The sequence below is a fragment of the Rhodanobacter koreensis genome, from assembly GCF_054782855.1.
Genome location: NZ_BAAGRR010000002.1, coordinates 232866 through 253445, shown reverse-complemented (window position 1 = coordinate 253445; position 20580 = coordinate 232866). Strand labels below are relative to the sequence as shown.

The 20580-nt window shown below is 64.4% G+C and carries 21 protein-coding genes; 10 read left to right on the top strand and 11 right to left on the bottom strand.

Annotated features, from left to right (window positions below):
- Positions 1-172: 172 nt before the first annotated feature.
- Complete coding sequence (locus tag ACYVKM_RS06895; protein ID WP_460876873.1) at positions 173-1762, bottom strand: multicopper oxidase family protein; 1590 nt, start codon at positions 1760-1762, stop codon at positions 173-175.
- A 280-nt stretch (positions 1763-2042) separates the two neighbouring features.
- Here ACYVKM_RS06895 and ACYVKM_RS06890 point away from each other — a divergent pair, with 280 nt between their 5' ends.
- Together ACYVKM_RS06890 and ACYVKM_RS06885 are read left to right on the top strand one after the other, a co-directional pair.
- The gene (locus ACYVKM_RS06890; RefSeq protein ID WP_460876872.1) at positions 2043-2897 is read left to right on the top strand and encodes a glutathione S-transferase family protein; all 855 of its coding nucleotides are present in this window, start codon (positions 2043-2045) and stop codon (positions 2895-2897) included.
- A gap of 32 nt (positions 2898-2929) precedes the next feature.
- On the top strand, positions 2930-3640 hold the full coding sequence (locus tag ACYVKM_RS06885; protein ID WP_460876871.1) for a DUF899 family protein: 711 nt from the start codon (positions 2930-2932) through the stop codon (positions 3638-3640).
- Between the two features lie 37 nt (positions 3641-3677).
- Here the strand turns inward: ACYVKM_RS06885 and ACYVKM_RS06880 are convergent, their stop codons facing one another.
- Complete coding sequence (locus ACYVKM_RS06880; RefSeq protein WP_460876870.1) at positions 3678-4811, bottom strand: flavin-containing monooxygenase; 1134 nt, start codon at positions 4809-4811, stop codon at positions 3678-3680.
- 354 nt (positions 4812-5165) lie between these two features.
- Here ACYVKM_RS06880 and ACYVKM_RS06875 point away from each other — a divergent pair, with 354 nt between their 5' ends.
- Positions 5166-5321 carry a hypothetical protein gene (locus ACYVKM_RS06875; RefSeq protein WP_460876869.1) on the top strand — a complete coding sequence of 52 codons (156 nt, stop codon included), beginning with the start codon at positions 5166-5168 and terminating at the stop codon, positions 5319-5321.
- Between the two features lie 90 nt (positions 5322-5411).
- On the opposite strand, the gene ACYVKM_RS06870 is transcribed toward ACYVKM_RS06875, so the two are convergent.
- Positions 5412-5783: a YciI family protein gene (locus ACYVKM_RS06870; protein WP_460876868.1), complete on the bottom strand. Its 372-nt coding sequence runs from the start codon at positions 5781-5783 to the stop codon at positions 5412-5414.
- A 412-nt stretch (positions 5784-6195) separates the two neighbouring features.
- On the opposite strand from ACYVKM_RS06870, the gene ACYVKM_RS06865 reads away from it, so the two are divergent.
- Positions 6196-7311, top strand: coding sequence for a hypothetical protein (locus ACYVKM_RS06865; RefSeq protein ID WP_460876867.1), 1116 nt, complete (start codon positions 6196-6198; stop codon positions 7309-7311).
- Positions 7312-7325: 14 nt separating this feature from the next.
- Here the strand turns inward: ACYVKM_RS06865 and ACYVKM_RS06860 are convergent, their stop codons facing one another.
- A complete protein-coding gene (locus ACYVKM_RS06860; RefSeq protein ID WP_460876866.1) occupies positions 7326-7733 on the bottom strand; it encodes a hypothetical protein in 408 nt (135 codons plus the stop codon).
- 218 nt (positions 7734-7951) lie between these two features.
- Between ACYVKM_RS06860 and ACYVKM_RS06855 the strand changes: the two genes are divergently transcribed.
- Together ACYVKM_RS06855 and ACYVKM_RS06850 are read left to right on the top strand one after the other, a co-directional pair.
- On the top strand, positions 7952-8794 hold the full coding sequence (locus ACYVKM_RS06855; protein ID WP_460876865.1) for a class I SAM-dependent methyltransferase: 843 nt from the start codon (positions 7952-7954) through the stop codon (positions 8792-8794).
- 128 nt (positions 8795-8922) lie between these two features.
- Positions 8923-9468: a peroxiredoxin gene (locus tag ACYVKM_RS06850; protein WP_460876864.1), complete on the top strand. Its 546-nt coding sequence runs from the start codon at positions 8923-8925 to the stop codon at positions 9466-9468.
- Positions 9469-9547: 79 nt separating this feature from the next.
- On the opposite strand, the gene bla is transcribed toward ACYVKM_RS06850, so the two are convergent.
- Complete coding sequence (bla, locus tag ACYVKM_RS06845; protein ID WP_460876863.1) at positions 9548-10453, bottom strand: subclass B3 metallo-beta-lactamase; 906 nt, start codon at positions 10451-10453, stop codon at positions 9548-9550.
- A 125-nt stretch (positions 10454-10578) separates the two neighbouring features.
- Between bla and ACYVKM_RS06840 the strand changes: the two genes are divergently transcribed.
- The 3 genes from ACYVKM_RS06840 to ACYVKM_RS06830 are packed head-to-tail and all read left to right on the top strand — an operon-like array spanning position 10579 to position 12352.
- A complete protein-coding gene (locus ACYVKM_RS06840; RefSeq protein WP_460876862.1) occupies positions 10579-11001 on the top strand; it encodes an ArsR/SmtB family transcription factor in 423 nt (140 codons plus the stop codon).
- Positions 10998-11537 (top strand): SRPBCC family protein, encoded by a 540-nt coding sequence (locus tag ACYVKM_RS06835; protein ID WP_460876861.1) that lies wholly within the window; start codon positions 10998-11000, stop codon positions 11535-11537. The genes ACYVKM_RS06840 and ACYVKM_RS06835 overlap by 4 nt, the downstream gene beginning before the upstream one ends.
- A 50-nt stretch (positions 11538-11587) precedes the next feature.
- Positions 11588-12352 carry a DUF899 domain-containing protein gene (locus ACYVKM_RS06830; RefSeq protein WP_460876860.1) on the top strand — a complete coding sequence of 255 codons (765 nt, stop codon included), beginning with the start codon at positions 11588-11590 and terminating at the stop codon, positions 12350-12352.
- Positions 12353-12358: 6 nt separating this feature from the next.
- Here the strand turns inward: ACYVKM_RS06830 and ACYVKM_RS06825 are convergent, their stop codons facing one another.
- The 3 genes from ACYVKM_RS06825 to ACYVKM_RS06815 all read right to left on the bottom strand — a co-directional run bounded on the left by ACYVKM_RS06825 (position 12359) and on the right by ACYVKM_RS06815 (position 14697).
- Positions 12359-13000 (bottom strand): dihydrofolate reductase family protein, encoded by a 642-nt coding sequence (locus tag ACYVKM_RS06825; RefSeq protein WP_460876859.1) that lies wholly within the window; start codon positions 12998-13000, stop codon positions 12359-12361.
- A 96-nt stretch (positions 13001-13096) separates the two neighbouring features.
- The gene (locus ACYVKM_RS06820) at positions 13097-14347 is read right to left on the bottom strand and encodes an RNA polymerase sigma factor (protein ID WP_460876858.1); all 1251 of its coding nucleotides are present in this window, start codon (positions 14345-14347) and stop codon (positions 13097-13099) included.
- A 2-nt stretch (positions 14348-14349) separates the two neighbouring features.
- Complete coding sequence (locus ACYVKM_RS06815) at positions 14350-14697, bottom strand: YciI family protein (protein WP_460876857.1); 348 nt, start codon at positions 14695-14697, stop codon at positions 14350-14352.
- A 178-nt stretch (positions 14698-14875) separates the two neighbouring features.
- Here ACYVKM_RS06815 and ACYVKM_RS06810 point away from each other — a divergent pair, with 178 nt between their 5' ends.
- Positions 14876-16279 (top strand): FUSC family protein, encoded by a 1404-nt coding sequence (locus ACYVKM_RS06810; protein ID WP_460876856.1) that lies wholly within the window; start codon positions 14876-14878, stop codon positions 16277-16279.
- 98 nt (positions 16280-16377) lie between these two features.
- Here the strand turns inward: ACYVKM_RS06810 and ACYVKM_RS06805 are convergent, their stop codons facing one another.
- The 3 genes from ACYVKM_RS06805 to ACYVKM_RS06795 all read right to left on the bottom strand — a co-directional run bounded on the left by ACYVKM_RS06805 (position 16378) and on the right by ACYVKM_RS06795 (position 20376).
- On the bottom strand, positions 16378-18255 hold the full coding sequence (locus tag ACYVKM_RS06805) for a M61 family metallopeptidase (RefSeq protein WP_460877795.1): 1878 nt from the start codon (positions 18253-18255) through the stop codon (positions 16378-16380).
- A 223-nt stretch (positions 18256-18478) separates the two neighbouring features.
- Complete coding sequence (locus tag ACYVKM_RS06800) at positions 18479-19267, bottom strand: LytR/AlgR family response regulator transcription factor (RefSeq protein WP_460876855.1); 789 nt, start codon at positions 19265-19267, stop codon at positions 18479-18481.
- On the bottom strand, positions 19264-20376 hold the full coding sequence (locus ACYVKM_RS06795; protein ID WP_460876854.1) for a sensor histidine kinase: 1113 nt from the start codon (positions 20374-20376) through the stop codon (positions 19264-19266). The genes ACYVKM_RS06800 and ACYVKM_RS06795 overlap by 4 nt, the downstream gene beginning before the upstream one ends.
- Positions 20377-20580: the final 204 nt, after the last annotated feature.

Here is a 20580-nt window from a genome sequence, read left to right as displayed (position 1 = left end):
TTGCCGGCTTGCGAGCGCGTGGCGCTTCGCGAGCCACAGGCAGTGTGAATCGCGCAGATGACGCTACGTTGGCATTGCCACGACAATGAACGCCCCCGAGATGACAGTGCGGCTACGGCACGCGATCCTGTGCACCAGTTCACGCCATGCGCAGCTGCAGCAAACGGGCGAATCACCCGGGCAACAGCTCATAGGGCCGCATCATTTCGTTGTCCTCGTGCTCGAGGTAGTGGCAATGCCATACATAACGACCGGGCTCACCCTCGAAACGCATCGCGATGCGCGTCACCATGCCGGGATCGGCACGCACGGTGTCCTTCCAGCCTGCCTCGTGTGGCGGCGGCAGTTGTGCCGGGCCGGTGTACTTGACGACGCGATGGGCGTTCCACGCGAACAGATCGAAGGGGCGCCGGTCGATCACCTGGAAGCGCACCAGATGCAGGTGGATCGGATGCGCATCGCCGGTGATATTGACGAAGCTCCAGGTTTCGATGGTGTTCTGCTTCGGTTTTTCGGTGATCGGGTCGGACCACATCCGGCCGTCGAGCAACATCATCATCGGATTGCCGCTTGCATCGTCCTGTTCACCCACGGTCAGCGTGCGCTCGCGTACCGCCGATGCAGGATCGATGCGCGGCACCGGCCGCAGCATGGCCGGTAACACGGAGGCATCGCGCCGCTCGCGGTCGCGCACGCGGAATTCCAGGATCGCCTCGGACTGTTGGCGCAGATGCACCACCTGCCCCGCCATGCCGGTGAAATCCACCACCACGTCGGCACGCTCGGCCGGATAGAGCTCGATGCGCGAGCGCTGCAGCGGCGCAGAAAGCAGCCCCTGGTCGCTGCCAACCTGCTGGAACACATACCCTTGCGACAGCGACAGGTCGAAGAAGCTGGTGTTGGCCACGTTGATCAGGCGCAAGCGATAACGCCGCGGCTCCACCTCGAAATACGGATAGAGCTTGCCATTGCACAACACCGCGTTGCCGCGGCATTCCGATACCCACGGTGCCGACGGATCATCCGACACCGGGTAGTACAGCTGGCCGTCCTGCGCAATCAGGCGATCGCACAGGATCAGTGGCAGGTCGCAGTCGCCGGATGGCAGGCCCAGCGCCTGCTCGTCCGCATCACGTACATTGAATGCGCCGAACAGCCCGGCGTAGATGTTGAGCCGGGTGATGCCCATCGCGTGATCGTGGTACCAAAGGCTCGCTGCATCCTGGACGCCCGGATAATGCAGCAGCGCCGAGTGGCCCGGCACGAACCAGTCTTCCGGCCAGCCGTCGCTGCCAGCTGGCACGCGCGCACCATGCACATGCGTCACCGCGCGCACGGCAGGTTTCGAGCGTTCCGCGCCGTGGATATTGTGGTCGATCGGCAGGAAATGCTTCGCCGGCAGCGCATTGACCCATTCGATCAGCAACGGCTCGCCACGCACGGTCTCGAAGGTCGGCCCGGGGGAGCGACCGTCGTAACCCCATAGAGGCGTCGGTGGCAGATCGCGATGCAGGCGCGCGCTGAACGCACGCATCTCCATCCGGTAATACGGCAACGTGCGACCGGGATACGCCGGATGCGGGCGGCGACCAGTCGGTCGCGCGGTCGGCGGCACCGGCAGCGGGTCGACGAAACGTGCCAAGGTGGCCGGGTTCACCAGTGGCACTTTCGGCGCCGCCAGCGTCGGCATCGCCATGCGCATCGGCATCGTGTGCGCCGATGCCGCGCGCAGCGCATCGGCGAGCGCAAGGCCACCGATCACGCTGCCGGCTCCACACAGAAAGCGACGACGCGAGAGCGTCACCGCCCACCGCCGCGGCCAGCATGCTCGGTTGTGCAAACAAAAGCGTGGGCAACGTGCTGCCCGCAGGAACGAAAGGCGCGTCTCATCGGGCTACCCTAGGCAGGGTGCGTGACAGACGTATGGCAGATCATCGAGCCGGAGGCGTCCTGCTCTTTATCTCGTCATTCCGGCAAAAGCCGGAATTGCTTCACGACAGCAAGATTGCTCATCCATCCATTTGGCCTTTCGCATCAACAACATGGATGACCGGCTTCAACGTAGCAGAGCTCATTCCGGCTTTGGCCGGAATGACGCTGACAGAAAGTTTCCCGACGTGTCGATTCCACGCGTATCCGTTCGTCGCAAGGATGAAGAGACCCGATCCGGATCAGCTGTCCGGGGCGCCATATCCCAGGGAACCACCATGCCATCCAGCCATCACGCCACACTTGAATACGATCTCGTCCTGTATGCGCATCCGTTCTCCTCGTACTGCCAGAAGGTGCTGGTTGCGCTCTATGAAAACGGCACCCCGTTCGAATGGCGCCTGCTGTCACAGGACAAGCCGCAGGTGCTGCAGGCCTGGGCGGCGCTCTGGCCACTGCAGCGCATGCCTGTGCTGGTCGACGCCGGCCGCCCGGTTGTCGAGGCGAGCATCATCATCGAGTACCTGGGCCTGCATCATCCGGGGCCGATGTCGCTGCTGCCAGGCGACGCCCGCGCCGCGCTCAAGGTGCGCAGCATGGACCGTTTTTTCGACAACTACATCTCGACACCGCAGCAGAAGATCGTGGCCGACAGTCTGCGGCCGGAAGCGGAGCGCGACGCGCGCGGCGTCGCCGAAGCACGCACGATGCTCGACACCGCCTACGGCTGGCTCGACAAGACGATGGCAGACCGTGAATGGGCCGCCGGTGACCGTTTCAGCCTGGCCGATTGCGGCGCAGCACCGTTCCTGTTCTATGCCGACTGGACGCATCGCATCGACGCGTCGTTTTCGAACGTGACCGCCTACCGGCAACGGCTTCTGGCACGCCCGTCTTTCGCGCGTGCGGTCGATGAGGCACGCCCGTATCGCCCGCTGTTTCCGCTGGGCGCACCAGATCGTGATTGACTCCGCCCCTCCTCCCCCAACCGGAGACCGACATGGCAAGCAACCAGACCCTTGTTCCCGCCACCGAACTGGTGAAGCGGAACAGCATGCGTTTCCCGAACGAAAGCGACGCCTACCGTCGCGCACGCCAGGCGCTGCTCGCCGAGGAGATTGAACTGCGCCGGCACATCGAAAGAGTCGCCGAGCAGCGTCGCGCACTGCCGCCGGGCGGCGAAGTCACCGGCGACTATCATTTCCAGGGTGAACACGGCCCGGTCGATTTCGCCGGCCTGTTCGGCGACAAGCACACGCTGGTCATCTACAGCTACATGTTCGGCCCGCAGCGCGCGCGACCCTGCCCGATGTGCACGTCACTGCTGAGCGCATGGGATGGCGAGGCGCGCGACGTGGCGCAACGTGTCGCGCTGGCCGTGGTCGCGCGCTCGCCGATCGAGCGACTCGCCGCGTTCAAGAAGGAACGCGGCTGGCGCAATCTCAAGCTGTACTCGGACATCGACGGCAGCTTCAGCCGCGACTACCACGGCATCGGCAAGAACGGCGACGACGACGCAGCCTTCAACGTGTTCACCCGCCGCGACGGAACCGTCCGCCATTTCTGGTCCGGCGAAATGGGCATGGAGACCGCCGACCCCGGCCAGGACCCGCGTGGGGCTCCGGACCTGATGCCGCTGTGGACCATCCTCGACGTGACGCCCGAGGGGCGTGGCGCCGACTGGTATCCGAAACTCGACTACGGCAGCTGATGCCGGGAAGAAGTGCGCTTTGGACACCGCCTGTGGTTCAGGCGGATTGCTCGAGGTATCTGGCCACATGCATCGCGAGCTTTCGTGAGGCCAGATTCGCTTCGAACAAGTGCCCGCGAAGGCTGTGGGTATAGCCGATGAAGAACAACCCCGGGCTGCTCGTGGGCTCACCGGAGCTGGCCTGCGGTTCACCGGCATCGTCGAGCGCCACCGAAGTTCCAAGCAGCGAGTGCAGCCCGGTTTCGAAACCGGTGGCCGCGATGATGGCGTCGAAGGGCTCCGTGCGTCCGTCCGCGTAAACTGCTTGGGCCGCGGTCAGACGCACCAGGGCCGGCCGGATCTCCACCAATCCCCTTTTCAAGGCACTCACGAAGCCCACGTCAATAACGGGTATGCGGCCGGTCGAATACGGCCCCCAATCGACATGAGCCAGCCCATAGCGGGACAGATCGCCGAGCACCAGCCGCGCGGTCATCTTGCCGATGCGGTCCGCGATGCGCGGCGGCAGCAAGCTCAACAACATGCTGGTCCGCTGGACCGGGCTGCCGAATGGATCGCGCGGCACGATCGGCGGAGGCGTGCGAATGCTGATGGCCACAAACGCAGCGCCGTGCTCGGCCAGATCGGTAGCGATTTCGGCGCCGCTGTTTCCGGCACCGACGACCAGCACACGCTTGCCTGCATACCTCGACGCGTTCCGGTAGCAGACCGAATGGCTGAACTCGCCGCCATAGGTTTCCAGTCCAGGCAGCATCGGCGCGCGAGGCACGCGATATTGTCCGGTGGCGACAATGACGACCCGTGCCTGCCAGTGTTCCTGTGTGCCCGACACTTTCCATCGGACCGATGCCTGCGGCTCGATCCTGACCCTCTCTACCGGGCAATCCGTGATGACCCGCAGGTTGAAATGACTGGCGTATTCGTTGAGATAGGCGACGTAATCATCGCGGGCCAGATAGGTCGGATGGCGGTGGGGAATCGCATAATGGGCGAGACCGGAATGCGCGCGCACGGTATGCAGGTGAAGTCGATCGTAACGTCGCGCCCAGGTTCCGCCGATCCCGGCATCCTGTTCCAGCAGTACGGACTCGATACCACGCTGCTGCAATGCGCCGGCGGCGGAGAGGCCAGCCGCCCCTGCCCCGACAATCACCACAGCGGCTTGTGGCATGTGACGTGCTCCTCAACGGAGAATGGGGCTCGGCCAGCGTGGGCAGGCTGAATGTGTTTTGAAAGAGGCTATGCCGCTTGTCATGAGTGGTCAATGCCGGTATCCGGCAAGCATCCCTCGCACAAGCCCATCGAGCTGAAGCAGCCGGCTTGTGCCTCCCGTGCCTTTAGGCCTCCTGCGTGTTGTCCGCGCCATGTCCGGACAGCATCGGCATCGTCCGCGGACAGTCACGCTTGCCTGGAGGTGATGGTCGAGATGGCTTGAGAATGCGGTCTCCCGAGAATCCGGGGCTTTGGCACGGGCCTTGCCATGGATACCTCGAAAGCTTCATTTCCTCACTCGCGGAGAGCCACCATGAAATTCGAGACCCTGATGCTGCAGAGCCTTTTCGCCGTCTGCCTGTTGATCTGCGTGTTCACCCTGGGCGCCATGCTGACGTCGCAGACGACCGTATCGAAGGTGGCGGCAAGCCATGCCCCTGTTGCGGCCGTGACGAGTTCGGCCGGCTGAGCTGCTGAAACCGTAACGGGCAGAGTCACCACCCGCCCGGGAAATGTCCCTGCCTCCCCTTGTTGGGAATGCTCCGCCGCCAACCTGACTTCAGGCGCCGCATCCGGCCCCGAAGTCAGGCTCTGCCACCTGGCGCACTTCGCAATCGATATCCCACTCGTCACCGTGGACCTGAAGGAAGCGCCTGGTCCATTGAATCGCCTCTTCGCGCGAGCTCGCCTGGATCATCGCGTAGCCGCCGATCACTTCCTTGGTCTCGGTGAACGGACCATCGATCACGCTGATCTTTCCGCGCGAGAGCTTCACGCGCACGCCTTCCGACGTCGGTCGCAGGCCGGCGGTGTCGAGCAATACACCGGCCCGCGTCATCTCCTCCATCAGCTTGCCCATGTCGCTCATCAATTGCTCGCTGGGTTGCTGCCCGCTGTTCTCGTTGATTCTGACCATCGAAAGGAATCGCATCATGGTTCTCCCGTAATTGCTGGCTGATCCCGGCCGGGTTCCGGATGATTTCGCACCCTGAGCTCCACGGCTATCCATGCAACGAACGGAAGAAAACCAAATCGACACACGCCGCAAGGATTTCCCGTCTGCCACTTTTCGCCCGGCTCCATCCGGGATATCGATGCCGCGCCGACGGATTCCATCCAGGCCTGACTTTGCTTCGTCACCCGTCTCCAGGGAGCATTGACCCGGTTGCGCCGCGTTCGGTAACCATGGAGCCTGCCTCAAGATTGCACTCAGACTGCAGTGGCGTTCACTTGCAGGACATCTGAAACAAGGACACTGCATGGTTTGAACTTCAGGAGCAGCAGTGCAATACGGTAACCCTGATGGGCGCTCCCCCCGCCGCGGAAGATGGCGCCACTACCCCTTGTGTATCGCCTTGTTGCTGGCCGCCGGCATGGGTCCGATGCCGGCGGCTCACGCCGATGGCGTCAAGGCGCACATTCGAAACGCAGGGGCATCGGGGGAATCGGCTGGCGCACTGTCCATCCAGATCAACGATGACCGCCTGACCCTCGCCGTCACCAGGGTTCCGCAGGTTTATCTCTATGGCGTCATCGACGCCGGTGCGCCGCAACGATTCGAGGCCTTCGTGAGGTCGGGAAAGATTCCCGCCGGATCCGATATCTATCTGAATTCGCCGAGCGGGGACCTGAGTGCCGGCCTCGCGCTGGGCAGACTGTTCCGGGCAGGCTCGATGACGACACATCTGGGCACGCCGAGGCGTCCCCGGCATGCGGGATATGCGATCAAGACGGCCGTATGCGTGGATGCATGCACCTATGCGTACCTGGGAGGGTTCTATCGGTGGGCTCCCACCGGTAGTGATCGTATCGGCCTGTCCTCGCACCACGCGGTGGACCCGAAGGCAGGTGACCCCGAACCCGCGCAGGTGCCCCCGGGCGAAGTCGTTTCATATCTGAAGGACATGGGCATCGATCCAGGTGTGCTCACGTCGACACCGACAGCATCAGGCGGCGGGACGGCATGGCTGACGGCAGACCAGATGATGTCCACGGGGCTTGCCAACAATGGACGCCTGCCTCTCGCAGCGAAGTACCAGCCATCGCCCAAGGCGCCTCACCTGGTACTCAGCCAGGTCGACCGCCACGGCGAGCACCGGATCACGCTCCAGTGCGGACCCGCTGGCGTGACGCTCACCGCATACGATCTGGTCGGTGCGGAACGCGCACGGGAGATCGTGGCGCGTGGAACGCGCTCGTATTTCGAGATCAACGGACAGGAGACGCTGACGCAGCAGCGGGACGGCGCCAGTGTCGCCGGTGAATCGGTGATGATCGCCCGGCCCTATCCGCCGACCCAGCTGGTGAAACTGATGTTTGCGCGATCCGTCGGCGCATGGGTCGGCGGCAGGACCAGCGCGTTCCGTTACGGCTTCAGCTTCGAGCTCGGTCCCGTGCGAAGCACTCTCAGGGAGTATTACCAGGCCTGCTGGCGTGCCGCGCCATGGCCGCTCCAGTGAAAGGTGCTCCGGTTCTATTTCGCCTGCAGGGTGCTCAGGACCTGCTTCGCATCCGCATGTGCACCGTCCAGCGTCGTGGCCTTCACGCCATGTTCGGCCTCGGTCAATGCCTCATGCAATCTGGACTGGGCAGCGGCATCGCCCTTGGCATCGACGATGGCGCCCTCGCCCATGCCCTTGCACGGATCTCCGGCCTGGGCATCGAAGCCCTTGCCTGACGACCCGACCAGGCAGTTGATGACATGGTGCAGATGCGTATGCACCATCTTCAGATCCGCAGCGCCGAGCGCCATGCCAGCGTGTGCGCTGGCCGTCGCGATCTGCTTCGATGCCGCACTGTCCGAATTCTCCGCCTGCGCGGCCATGGGCAGCGCGAGCGCCAGCAGGAGCATCGGTAAGCAACGAGTGAAGTTCTTTGCCATGGCACCACTCCGGAGTAACGCGGCATCCGCCGCAACCCCGACAGCATAGACCTGCGCCAGTGAGCAAAATGGAAATGTCGAGCCGCCCAGGTCGACTCCCGCTTCAGGAGGCTATGCCCGGTTACCCTGCCCATCAACAGTTCGGGCCCCATCCGTGGGTTACGATGCCGCCCCTTGATCGCTTTGCCGCCAGTTGCCGCTGCCCAGGAGCACCCGTCGTGTCGCATTATTCCGGCCCCCTGCTCACACGCCCGATCGCCGAGGCACTGCTGGCCGCACGCGATGCCGGTGCACGCGAATGGATCGGCTCACTGGACCTGGGCCGTTCGAACGGCAACGTGCCATTGCAGACGGACGCCTGGCAGTGGCGCGAGCGGCGCTATCCGTATCCGAACGCGCTGAAAGACCGCACGATCTATGTCTGGGACGGCGACGGGTTTGCGCCGGTGTCGCGTTTTGCCGGCTCGTTGATCAAGCTGGTGCCTACCGAGTGGGGCGCCCCCACCTTCGAGATCGACGGCATCAAGATGCTGCCCACGTCGAAGGAGTCTCCGTTCGAGGATGCGCGCCGCAAGGTGGCGCTGGTCGAGCCGCGCGGCAAGGTGCTGCTCGATACCTGCGGCGGCCTGGGCTACTTCGCGGCCTGCTGTCTGGAGGCGGGCGTGGCGCAGATCCATTCGTTCGAGAAGAACCCCGACGTGCTGTGGCTGCGCACGCTCAACCCGTGGTCGCCCGACCCCGATGCACCCGCCAGCGGCGGCCGCCTGCAGCTCACCCATGCCGACGTATCGCAGGCCATCGCGCAGATTGCCGACGCTTCGGTGGACGCGCTGCTGCACGACCCGCCGCGCTTCGGCATCGCCGGCGAGCTCTACTCGCAGGCGTTCTACGATCAACTGGCGCGCGTGCTCCGCCGCGGTGGGCGCCTGTTCCACTACACCGGCAGTCCTAACAAGCTCACCAGCGGCCGCGATGTGCCGCGCGAGGTCGCCAAACGGCTGGAAAAGGCCGGGTTCAAGGCGCAGCTGGCGCTGGACGGTGTGCTGGCGACACGAAGTTAGATGCGGGGCACGGCATGGCGCGCGCAACTCGCCCGGGCGCGGTCGGCGGTCAGGAGCACGCTTGCGGCATCCGCCCAGACGCTTTGGCGTATAAAGCTGTTGCCCTCCCCTCGCTACAGGAATCCTCCATGAAGTCTTCGATGAAGTTCGCTGCCCTCGCCCTGGTCGTTACCGCAACCCTCGCGGCACCGGCTTTCGCCGCACTGAAGGAAGGCACGCAGGCACCCGATTTCTCCGCGCCGGCCTACCTCGCCGGCAAACCGTTCACGTTCAAGCTATCCGACGCCTTGAAGCAGGGTCCGGTGGTGGTCTATTTCTTCCCCGCCGCGCACACGTCCGGCTGCAACATCGAAGCGCACCTGTTCTCGCAGGCCATCGACCAGTTCAAGGCGCTGCACGCCACGGTGATCGGTGTCACCGCCGGTCACACCAGCGAGCTGGCGGATTTCTCGAAGGAAACCGAACACTGCAGCGGCAAATTCCCGGTCGCCGCCGATGACGGCGCGAAGATCGCCAAGGAATACGACGCCCTGCTGTTGCTGAAGCCCGGCTGGTCGGACCGGACCTCGTACGTGATCGCCCCGTCGGGGAAAATCACGCACGTCTATTCAAGCCTCAGTCCCACCAAGCACGTGCAAGAGACGCTCGATGCGGTGAAGGCACTCGAGAAATAAGGCGCCGAGCCCGCAGGCTGGAGTCCGGAGTTCGCCTCAAGCCGAGGGGCGCCGCCCGAATACGGGGCGGCGCCTTGAATCACTTCGTCCCGGCCCCGGCCTGCTCCTGCGCCAACCTCGCGTCCAGTTTCTTCGCGGCGATGGCGGCATAGGTACGGCAGGCGCTGGCATCGATGAACGGAGCGGCATCCGTATCCGACTTGCGCCGCGCCACCTTCTCCCAGAAATCGCTGGCGTCGGGGTGCGGGGTAAGCAGGATGTCGCAGGGCAAGGCGGCCACGGCAGCGATCGCCTGATGAAACGCCGCGACACGGCGTGGATGGTCACCGAAACGGAAACCGGGTGCACCGATCGCCGTGAGGCTGTCGGCATAGGCCATGCGCAGGCAGCGCCCGCCCACGCATGAAGTCCAGGTCCACGAGGTGCTGCCCGGCGTATGGCCCGGCGTGTAATGCGCGGTGATCGCCACGTTGCCTAGCAGCACGGCCTCGCCATCGCGCACCACGCGCACGTTGCGCACCGGCGGGTAGTCGGGGATGTCGCCATACTGCGGATCGTCGCGATCAGCGCCACCCAACGCCATCTCGCGCGCGCCGTCTACGCTGGCCAGCACTTGCGCACCGCTGTCGCGTTGCAGCGCAGCGATGCCGCCGGCATGGTCGGCATGCGCGTGCGAGTTGAGGATCCATTTGACGTCACGCACGTGGAATCCCAGCGCGCGGATGTTCGCCTCGATCACCGGCGCCGACTCCGGCAGGTCGCCGTCGAACAGCGCCAGTCCCTGCCCCGTGTCCAGCAGGATCGAGGACAGGCCGTACGGCCCCACATACCAGGTGTTGCCGTAGATGCGGAACGGCTTCTGCGGTGCGTTCCACGCTCCGCGGTCGATACCATGCGATGTTTTCATCGACGGCTGTTCCGCATGGGCGGCCGGCAGGGTCAGGCTGAACGTCAGTGCGATAACGGCCAGCAGGCGTAAAGACATGAGAAAGCTCCGTCGTCATAAAGCGCACAGCATCGCCACCGCGCCTGACCCGCGGCAGGCGAAATCCTGACGCTTTGCGGACATCCAGCCCGTCGAAGAACGGTCAAGAAGTCGCGCCCCTCGCCTTGCTTCATTCAACCAATCGGTTGACTTTCCGAAAACGCACGCTTATATTCAACCACATGGTTGAATTACAAACACCCCAGCTGGATTCCATCTTTCATGCCCTCGGCGACGCCACGCGCCGGCGGATGCTTCGCGAACTGGCCGATGGCGAGCGAACGGTAGGCCAGCTTGCAGAACCTTTCGCCATCTCGCTGGCAGCCGCCTCGAAGCACATCAAGGCGCTGGAAAACGCCGGACTGGTCCGGCGCGAGGTACGTGGCCGCACCCACCTGTGCCGGCTCGACCCGGGACCGCTGGCTAGCGCCCACGAGTGGCTGAATTTCTACGAGCACTTCTGGACGGGTCGTCTCGACGTGCTCGAACGCTTGCTCCGCGAGGCGGATGCACGCAAAACCCCACCCAAAAAGGGAGAGAACCCATGATTGAACTCGAGACCCCGGATGCCTACGGTGTATTGACCGAACCCACCACGCTGACGATCCAGCGACTCCTGCCCGGTCCGATCGAGCGCATATGGGCGTATCTCACGGAAAGCGATCTGCGCCGCCAGTGGCTGGCAGCCGGTGTGATGGACATGCAAATCGGCGCGCCTTTCGAACTCGTCTGGCACAACGACGAGCTGACCGATCCGCCGGGCCAGCGACCGGATGGCTTCTCCGCCGAGCACCGGATGCAAAGCCAGATTACCGAGCTCGATCCACCGCGCAAGCTCGCCTTTACCTGGAATGGACGCGCTGGAGGCGACGTGTCCATCGAACTGCAACCGAAGGGCGACGACGTGTTGCTTACGGTGATCCATCGCCGCCTGCTCGAGCGCGGCACCATGCTGCTGGTCGGTGCCGGCTGGCACATGCATCTGAACTTGCTCGTCGCCCGTGCAAGCGGCACGACGACGGAGCCGTTCTGGGACGGCTGGAGCCGGCTACGGGCGGAATACGACGAACGCCTGCCGGCCTGACGCAACGCACGAGTGCAGGCACGGCTCTTCCAACACGACGGAGAGAGATCATGACCGACCACACGACAGGTACCCATGAACAGTGGCTTGCAGCCCGGCTGCACCTGCTCGAGGCGGAGAAGGAGCTGACACGACGCAGCGACGAGCTGGCACGCCAACGGCAGGCGCTGCCCTGGGTCCGGATCGACAAGGAATACCGCTTCGAGACCGACGCGGGCCCGGCATCGCTTGCCGATCTCTTTCAAGGACGCTCGCAGCTCCTCGTCTACCACTTCATGTTCGGCCCCGACTACACCGCAGGGTGTCCGTCCTGCTCGTCGATCGCAGACGGCTTCAACGGCTTCGTCGCCCACCTGGCGCACCATGACGTCACACTTTCGGCCGTATCCCGGGCGCCGCTCGCAAAGCTGCAGGCGTACAAACGGCGGATGGAGTGGACGTTTCCGTGGGCATCCTCATTCGGTGGCGACTTCAACACCGACTTCAATGTCTGGTTCACCGAGGCACAGCAGCACGCGGGCGGCATCGAATACAACTACCGGCACGAGGCTGCGTTGCCGAGACGCGAGAATCCGGAGAGCGGCAACGAAGGTGCCGCCGCGTTCGCGGCCACGACCGGAACCGATGTGGCCACCTTTATGCGCGAGCGGCCGGGCCTGAGCGCTTTCATGCTCGAGAACGGTGTCGTCTACCACACCTATTCCACCTATGCGCGCGGACTGGACGGCCTCTGGGGCATGTACCAGTGGCTCGACCGCGCACCGAAGGGGCGCAACGAGACAGGCCTGTGGTGGCGCCGGCACGACGAGTACTAGGAATCGCTATCTCCGCAGCACGACGTGCATGGCGTTGTCGGTCGCCACGTACTCGACCACGCGATAACCAAGCGATGGCAGGTCGATGCCGGCGAACATCGCCTCGCCCCGTCCGAGCACGATTGGCGAGACGGCGAAGTGCAGCTCGTCGATCGCACCGGCCTCAAGGTACTGCCGCACGGTCGATACGCCACCACCGATCTTGACGTCGAGATCGCCAGCCGCCACCCGGGCTTCGCGCAGCGCGGCCTCGATCCCGTCGGTGACAAAATGGAACACGGTGCCTCCCTCCATCTCGATCGGCTTGCGCGGATGGTGGGCCAGCACGAAGGTGGGCGCGTGGTACGGCGGATTGTCTCCCCACCAGCCCTTCCACGACTCGTCGGGCCAGTCGCCACGCACCGGGCCGAACATGTTGCGGCCGAGGATGAACGCACCGACGCCTTCCATCGAGCGCCGCGCGTACGCCTCGTCCACCCCGTCCGATCCGCCCCCCTCGCCGGTCATGGCTCTGAAGGTCCGGGTACCGAAGAACCACTGATGCAATTCCAGTCCGCGCTTGCCGAGCGGATTTTCGAGGCTTTGTTCGGGGCCCGCACCAAAGCCATCGATCGACACCGAAAAACCCGCAACGCGCACCTTGCCCATGACCGACTCCGGAATGACGATGACCGATACCTTGCCACACGGCAACGGATGCCAGGAGTGCCACATCGACCATCTCGTGCCCGGTGCGCAGCGAACTCAGCGCGGCAACGCGGCCTGACGTTCCTGCAGGAAGCGGCGGACGGCGGGGTCGCTGGCGAGGCCAATCGCGATATCGAAGGCATCACGGGCCTCGGGGTAGGCCTCGATTCTGGCCAGTAGCGCCGCCCGCGCTGCCCAGTAGGGTTGGTAATCGACGAGCCGGCCGTCGGCGGCGAGCGCATCCACGATCTCGAGTGCGGCGTGCGGACCTTGCAGTTCCGCGATGGCCAGCGCGCGATTGAGCGCGACCACCGGCGAACCGGAGAGTGCGAGCAGCGCGTCGTAGATCTGCACCTCGGGCGTCCAGTCGGTGCGCCCGCTGCGGCGGCGCTCGACATGCGCCGACTGCAGCGCCGCTTCAAGCTGATAGCGGCCGATGCGGCCCAAAGTGCTCGCACGCAACAGCAGCGCCTCGGCCTCGTCGATCATCGCCGCATCCCACAACATGACATCCTGCTCCGCCAGCGGCACGTAATCGCCGTCCGCATGACGGCGTGCGCGACGCCGCGCCTCCGCATGCAGCATGCAGGCCAGCAGGCCCAGCGCTTCCGGTTCCTGCGGCAGCAGCCCGGCCACCAGCCCGGCAAGGAACAGCGCTTCCGCAGTGAGATCGCTCCGGATCACATCGGTGCCGCCGGGATCGCTCCAGCCCTCCGCAAAGGCGGCGTAGATCGCATCCAGCACGCCGTCCAGTCGTCCGGCCAGCTCGTCGCGCGCCGGGATGGCAAACCGGATGCCGGCCTGGCGGATCTTCTGCTTCGCCCGCCCGAGGCGTTTGCCCATGGCATCCGGTGAAGCGAGGAACGCCGAGGCGATGGTCTTCGCATCCAGCCCGAGCACGGCTTGCAACATCAATGGTGCGCGGATGCCGGCATCGATGGCCGGATGTGCGCAGGCGAACAGCAGCGCCAGACGCTGATCCGGAATGGCCGCGTCATCCATCACCGTCGATGTGGCTGCGTCGAGCTCCGCCAGGACCTGCAACTGCACGGCCGCTGCTTCACCGCTGCGGCGGCGCCGGATGCCATCGATCCCCTTGCGTCGGGCCACGGTCAGCAACCACGCTTCCGGATTCGCCGGACAGCCGCTGAGCGGCCAGTCTGCCAGCGCCGCGGCAAACGCTTCCGACAGCGCATCCTCGGCCGCCGCCACATCACGCATGGCGGCGGCCAGGAAGGCGACCAGCTTGCCGTAGCTGCGCCGTGCGACGGCGTCCGCGGTACTGCGCGCCTGCGCCGCGCTATCCAACCCTACATGCTCCAGACCGGTCGCACTTCGATCGTGCCATGGCTCGCACCCGGGCAGCGCGCCGTCCAGGCCAGTGCCGCATCCAGATCAGGCACGTCGATCAGGTAGTAGCCGCCCAACTGCTCCTTGGAGTCCACGTAGGGGCCATCCAGCACCTGCGATTTACCGTCCGCCACATGCACGGTGGTCGCCGTCACGCTGTCTTGCAGGCGGTTCGAGCCGACCAGTACACCCGCCGCCTTCAACGCCTGCGTATAGGCTCCATAGGCCGCGGCGCCCTGCTCCTGTTCGGCCGGCGTCATCTGCGACCATTCGTTCTCGTTCGCATACAGCATCAATAGGTATTGCATCGGGATTCTCCGCAATGAGTGATCGGCGGGCAGTGTGCGCCGCCATTCCCATGACGCGCGAGGTTCGGCGATTTGGACAGGGTTGATCCTGTCAGGGATCGACCCGGGCAACCCGGCTCACATCTCGAATACTCTATGCCGGATGACCGCCACAACCTCCAACGCACGGGAACAGGGCATGGCCATGGGCGTCGGTGCAACCGGTCGCGCGTTGCGGGAAGCCATTGTGACGATGCTCGCCATGCTGACCACGCTGGCCTGCACCATGGCGATCGATCCGGAACCCGGCCCGGGCGTGCTCGCGGTGGTGTTGTGCCTGTCGTTCTCGCGCAGCCATCTCGATCGCGACCTGCGTGGCCGGCTGGAAGCCCTTGTCATGCTGCCGGTGGTCGGCCTCGTTGCGGCTGGGGTCGGCTTCTTGCTGTTGCGCATGCCGTGGATCGGCGCGGCCATCTTCGTGACGGGCATGTTCGTGTCGATCTGGCTGCGCCGGTTCGGCCCGATGGCGCGTCGTGCTGGTTCGCTGATTGCGCTGCCTTTCGTGGCGATCCTCACCACGCCGTATGTGCCGACACGCCACGCGAGCCACCTCATGGCTCTACTCATCCCGGTGATCGTCGCGCTGCTGGCACTGGTGTGGGTGGCTGTCTTCCACGCAACAGCCCGTCGCCTGCGCGTGCTGCCGCCCGCACACGTGACGGCGATTTCGGCAAGCACACCGGTACATGAAAGTTCGCTGCACCCCATCGCGAGTACGCGCATGGCCATCCAGATGGCTGTCGCATTGACCACTTCCTTCCTCATCGGCTACCTATTCTTCGCCGAACGCTGGGCCTGGATCGTGCTCACCGCGTTCATCGTCAACAGCGGCAATCGCGGCCGGCTGGATGTCGCCTACAAGAGTGTGCTGCGCGTACTGGGCGCGGCCACCGGCACACTGATGGCGATGACATTCACTCTGCACATCGGTGCTCACGATACGGCCACCATCGTACTGATCCTTGTCGCCGTCTTTCTCGGCATATGGTTGCGTCCGCTCGGTTACGCATGGTGGGCGCTGTTTGTCACGCTCGCGCTTGCCCTGCTGCAGGGTTTCGAGGGTTCGTCGGCATCGCACATCCTGGGGCTGCGCATGGAGGAAATCGTGATCGGCGCGATCATCGGTGTCGCCTCCGCATGGCTGGTCTATCCCGTTCGCTCGACCGCCGTGCTGCGACGGCGCATTGCCGACGCACTGGCGACGCTGGCCGATGCGCTTGATCCCGCCACGCCCATGCGAACAACCGACGAGTTCGCGATGGCAGTGAGCCAGGTGATGCAGATCGCCCCGGCATTCAGGGCAAGCCGCCTTGCAACACGGCACTTCCGGCTGCTGCAGCCCGCGGACTGGGCGGATGCACTGCTGGCCTGTCGCGAGCCGGCGATCGCGCTGATCGACCAGGGCGAGACGCCAGGCGGCGTGCGCAAGGCCATCGCCGTCGCGCGCAAGGCGCTGCGCGAGCCGGAGGCGTTGTTGCCGGCCTTGCGGAACCTGCACCATTCGCTGACGGAAGTGTCAAAGGGCAAGGCGGTGATTACCTGAATTCGCTTGCCGCACCAGCACCAGGTGAGGCAGGCGAATCTGCAACCCGGATCACACGCGCACTTCGCCAGAATCGAGGCGCTGCGGTGGCCCCGCCTCTACTTGCGCGCCGCGATGATCTGGCTCAGATAATCCGGCGTGCCTTCGACACGCACCAGATGCGGGTATTGCAGGCCACCGTGGTAATCCACCGGTACCGTGCGGTAGCCGCCCTGGTACTTCAGCAGCAGCTGGATCGGCGTCTTGCTGCCCTTGGCTGCCGCGATCGCGCTCTTCAGCACATCGCTCGAATAGGTCTGCCCGTTCACCGCGACCAGGGTGGCGCCGGTGCTGACGCCAGCCTTGAACGCCGGCCCATCCCAGCGCACGTCGTTGACCTGTCCCTTGTCGTTCATCGTCAAACCGATCGACCAGGCGAAGTTGTACAAGTGACGCGGCGCTTGTGGTCGGCTGTTGTACTGCTTCTCGTACGCGCTTTCCTGATCGGTGTAGACAAGCTTCCAGCCGGTCGCCGCGATGCCGTTCTGCAGCGGCGGGTCGAGCGCGTCGACGCGTGCGTGCAGAAAACTCGCCCAGTCGTACTTGGCCACGCCGTTCAGCGCCGCCACCACGTCGTCAAAGTCATAGGTCCTGGTCACGTAGCTGCCGTTGTCGATACCGAAGAACGCGCGCGCGAAATCGTCGAGCGATTTGCCGTCATGGGTCAGGGCGCGCAGCTTGGCGTCCACCTCCAGCCACATCATCTGGCCGCCGCTGTAGTAATCCTCGCTCATCTGCCAGCTGCGGTACGGCAGGCCCATGCGATGTGCGGCAGTGGGATCGTTGGTGGTGTCCTCGAGCGTGCGCCACTGGAAACCTTCGCGGTTGCGCTCGTAGTTGGCCGCCACCATGGCCAGCGCGTCGCGGAACTGCTGCGCCGTCCACATGCCGGCGCGCGCAGTCAGCACGTAACCCCAGTACTGCGTCTGCCCCTCGTACACCCACAGCAGGGAATCGCCCATCGGCACGTTGAAGTTGGGCGTCCACAGATCGGCGGGACGGCGGAACTTGCCGTTCCACGAATGCGTGTATTCATGCGCCAGCAGGTCGCGATCGGTCGCGTTGTCGGCCCAGGCCGTGAAGTAGTCCGTGCCCAGGCCATCCTCGCTGGACTGGTGGTGCTCCGTGCCATTGCCGCCCAGCACATCCGACAGCGAGAACAGGAAGTCGTAATGGTCGTAGTGGTGCGAGCCGAACAGCTTCACCGCCTGCGTCACCAGGGCGCGGTGCACCTGCACCTGTTCGGGCGTCATCTCCAGGTACTTCGGCGCGTCGGCGACGATGTCCAGGTGCACCGTAGCGTCGCCGCCCGGGTTGAGGTCGACACGCTTGAAATACTGGCCCGCGTAGATCGGCGAATCGACCAGATTGTTGAACGTCACCGGTTTGAAGGTAATGGTGTCACCCGACTGCGAGGCCGTCTCCAGCGCAGTGCCGAGCTGCCAGCCATGCGCCAGCGTCACGCTGGGCGCAAAGGTGATGTCACGCGAAAAGTGGCCAGCCGGATACAGTGCCACCTTGCTCCATTCCATGTCCATCATGCGATCGGTGATCTCGAACCCGCCACTGCGTTCGGAAAGATACTGAAAATCGGCATCGATGCTGGACACACCCGCGGGTACGTCGAGATGGAACGCGTACACGTTGTACTTGTCACGCTTCCACATCAGCGGCTTGCCGTTGGCGCTGAGCCTGAGACCGGCGAGCATGGCGATGGGACCGCTCGGCGAATGGTCGCCGGGAATCCATTGCGGGTACAGCAGCGTCGTGGGGCCGGCCTTCACCGGGATCGTCTCGTGCACGCGGAAGATGCCCTGCAACGTGTCGCTGGCATCGACATGGAGCGCAACCGTGCCGGCATAGGGCGTGTCCTGTGGCGGGGGCACCTGGTCGGTTCGCGGATCCTGCGCGCATGCAGCACCGGTCGTCAGGGCCATCGATATGGCCACAGCAAGACGCACAAGCGTGCGACGTGCATCGGATGGCAACCGGGAGGAAGAGGCAACGGACATGAAGGACTCCAGCAGGCGGACCCAAGAATCCGCACAACTTAACACCACCGCACAAGCGTATGTAGCCAGGCTCAGTTTATTTCCGGGCACGGGGAAAGAACCCGGCCAGGTCGAAATGAAGCCCCGCTTTGCCGTTTGCCCCGCTTCCCTATTCCACCCGTTTCCCGCCGCTGGCGGAGACCAGGCGCAGAAAGGTTTCGTGCTGGTAGCGGCTCATGCGCAGCTTCTGGCCGGTATCCATCGTGACGACGTGGTGGCCGTTGAACCACGGGTGGATGGCCTGGATCCGGCGTACGTTGATGATGGCCGAGCGGTGGACGCGCGCGAAATGCCGCGGATCGAGTCGCGCCGCGAGTGCACTCATGGTCTCGCGCATTTCGTGGACGCCGTCGGCCAGGTGGAGCTGCACGGTGTTGCCGCTGGCCTTGATCCACACGATCTGGTCGACGTCGATGAAACTGATGTGCTCGTCGATGCGCACGGGAAGGCGCTGGATATAGTCGTCGCGCTGGCGCAAGGCATCGAGCGCCTGCAGGATCCGAACGGAGGCCGCCCCACCCACACCCTCGCTGGTGGACAGTCGCGCCTTCACACGCCGCAGCGTGTTCGCGAAACGTTCCCGGCTGAACGGCTTGACCAGGTAATCCACCGCATTCGCCTCGAACGCCCGCACTGCGTACTGCTCGAAGGCGGTGACAAACACCGTCGCCGGCATGCGCTCTGCGCCAATGGTCGCCACCACGTCCATGCCGCTCATGGCAGGCATCTGGATGTCGAGAAAGACCAGGTCCGGCGACTGGCTGCGTATCGCCTCGACCGCCGACACGCCATCACCGCATTCGGCCAGCAGCTCGATGTCGGGATCGTCACGCAGCAGGCGCACGATGGCATGGCGCGCAATCGGTTCGTCGTCCACGACCAGGGTGGCGATGCTCATGTGGACGCGACCTCGGGCGCATCGTCCTGTTCGTCGATCTCGCGAAACGGCAGGCGCAGCCGGCAGACCACGCCCTCGGGCCAGATCATGTCCAGGCGCACCTGCGCAACATCGCCATACAGTTCGCGCAGGCGCAAATCGGTGTTCGACAGGCCGATACCATGCCCCGACGCAGATGCAGCTCCGGCCTCCAGCGTGCTGTTGCGGTTGCGCACATCGATGCACAGCGTGTCGCCCTCGCGCCGGCTTTCGATCTCGATGCAGTCCACGCCGATGCGCTTGCTGATCCCATGAGTGATGGCGTTCTCCACGATCGGCTGCAGGATCAGGCTGGGCACGGCGCAATCCAGCGTATCCGGGGCGACGTAGATCTGCGTGGTGAGGCGATCCTTGAAGCGTATGCGCTGGATGCCGAGGTAGAGATCCAGCAGCACCAGCTCCCGCCGCAAGCTGACTTCCTGACCGTCGTAGTCCTCCAGGAACGCACGCAACAGATCGCTCAGGCGCAGCAGCATGTCCTCAGCCGACAACGTGTCCTCATCCAGCAAGGTCGCTATCGCGTGCAGCGTGTTGAACAGGAAATGCGGCTGCAATTGCGACTTCAACGCTCGCAGGCGCGACTGCGCGAGTTCCGTGGCTAACTGGCTCGCTTCCACTTCGCGGTGCGTTTTCTCTTCGTAGAACTGCACGGCACGCTGTACCGCATATAAGGCCCAATAAGTCAGCAATCCTGTAGCGACATAAAAGCCCAGGAAATAGCGCAGTTGCTCATCGAAGCTACTAGGCTCAAACGCGGTTGAAACAAACGCCCCGATCACCAACGCCAGCAAGGTGACCGTCATGCTCGCGATCAGTTGGGCGCCAAGGCCGCGCAGACGCAGCGACGCATGTATGGGATAGCGTTCGGCAAGCCGGAACACCAGCGGCGCCAGTGCCGCCCAGGTGTACCAGCGGATTCCCGACCAACGCAGATAATCCCACGCCGACCACGTGCGTCCATTCATTACATCTGCCACAAAATTCTGCATCGCGAACAGCATGACCACCGCCGTCCACAGGCCGAGATAGGGCCACAGGCCGATTTTCGTATTGCCCAGACGGATCTTCATCGTCAGTATCCTGCGGATGTTGGAGAACATCCTAGGGGCGCCGCATCGCGCTGAAAAGCAAAACGCCACGCCACTACGATTCACCACCACGTTACGACGATTCATCCCGAACCGCTTTCGCAGAACACCTCCATCCGGCCATATCGCGGTGCCGACCATGTGCTTACGAGCCACCGGCGGCACCTCACCTCAGCCGGAGCACCT

Excerpts from the sequence above, each read along its gene's own strand:
- ACYVKM_RS06810 (WP_460876856.1), top strand. The coding sequence starts at position 14,876 with ATGGCCATGGGCGTCGGTGCAACCGGTCGCGCGTTGCGGGAAGCCATT.
- ACYVKM_RS06835 (WP_460876861.1), top strand. The coding sequence starts at position 10,998 with ATGATTGAACTCGAGACCCCGGATGCCTACGGTGTATTGACCGAACCC.
- ACYVKM_RS06890 (WP_460876872.1), top strand. The coding sequence starts at position 2,043 with ATGGATGACCGGCTTCAACGTAGCAGAGCTCATTCCGGCTTTGGCCGG.
- ACYVKM_RS06880 (WP_460876870.1), bottom strand. The coding sequence starts at position 4,811 with ATGCCACAAGCCGCTGTGGTGATTGTCGGGGCAGGGGCGGCTGGCCTC.
- ACYVKM_RS06850 (WP_460876864.1), top strand. The coding sequence starts at position 8,923 with ATGAAGTCTTCGATGAAGTTCGCTGCCCTCGCCCTGGTCGTTACCGCA.
- ACYVKM_RS06830 (WP_460876860.1), top strand. The coding sequence starts at position 11,588 with ATGACCGACCACACGACAGGTACCCATGAACAGTGGCTTGCAGCCCGG.
- ACYVKM_RS06795 (WP_460876854.1), bottom strand. The coding sequence starts at position 20,376 with ATGAAGATCCGTCTGGGCAATACGAAAATCGGCCTGTGGCCCTATCTC.
- ACYVKM_RS06800 (WP_460876855.1), bottom strand. The coding sequence starts at position 19,267 with ATGAGCATCGCCACCCTGGTCGTGGACGACGAACCGATTGCGCGCCAT.
- ACYVKM_RS06815 (WP_460876857.1), bottom strand. The coding sequence starts at position 14,697 with ATGCAATACCTATTGATGCTGTATGCGAACGAGAACGAATGGTCGCAG.
- ACYVKM_RS06875 (WP_460876869.1), top strand. The coding sequence starts at position 5,166 with ATGAAATTCGAGACCCTGATGCTGCAGAGCCTTTTCGCCGTCTGCCTG.
- ACYVKM_RS06805 (WP_460877795.1), bottom strand. The coding sequence starts at position 18,255 with ATGGCCCTGACGACCGGTGCTGCATGCGCGCAGGATCCGCGAACCGAC.
- ACYVKM_RS06870 (WP_460876868.1), bottom strand. The coding sequence starts at position 5,783 with ATGCGATTCCTTTCGATGGTCAGAATCAACGAGAACAGCGGGCAGCAA.
- ACYVKM_RS06825 (WP_460876859.1), bottom strand. The coding sequence starts at position 13,000 with ATGGGCAAGGTGCGCGTTGCGGGTTTTTCGGTGTCGATCGATGGCTTT.
- ACYVKM_RS06860 (WP_460876866.1), bottom strand. The coding sequence starts at position 7,733 with ATGGCAAAGAACTTCACTCGTTGCTTACCGATGCTCCTGCTGGCGCTC.
- bla (WP_460876863.1), bottom strand. The coding sequence starts at position 10,453 with ATGTCTTTACGCCTGCTGGCCGTTATCGCACTGACGTTCAGCCTGACC.
- ACYVKM_RS06885 (WP_460876871.1), top strand. The coding sequence starts at position 2,930 with ATGGCAAGCAACCAGACCCTTGTTCCCGCCACCGAACTGGTGAAGCGG.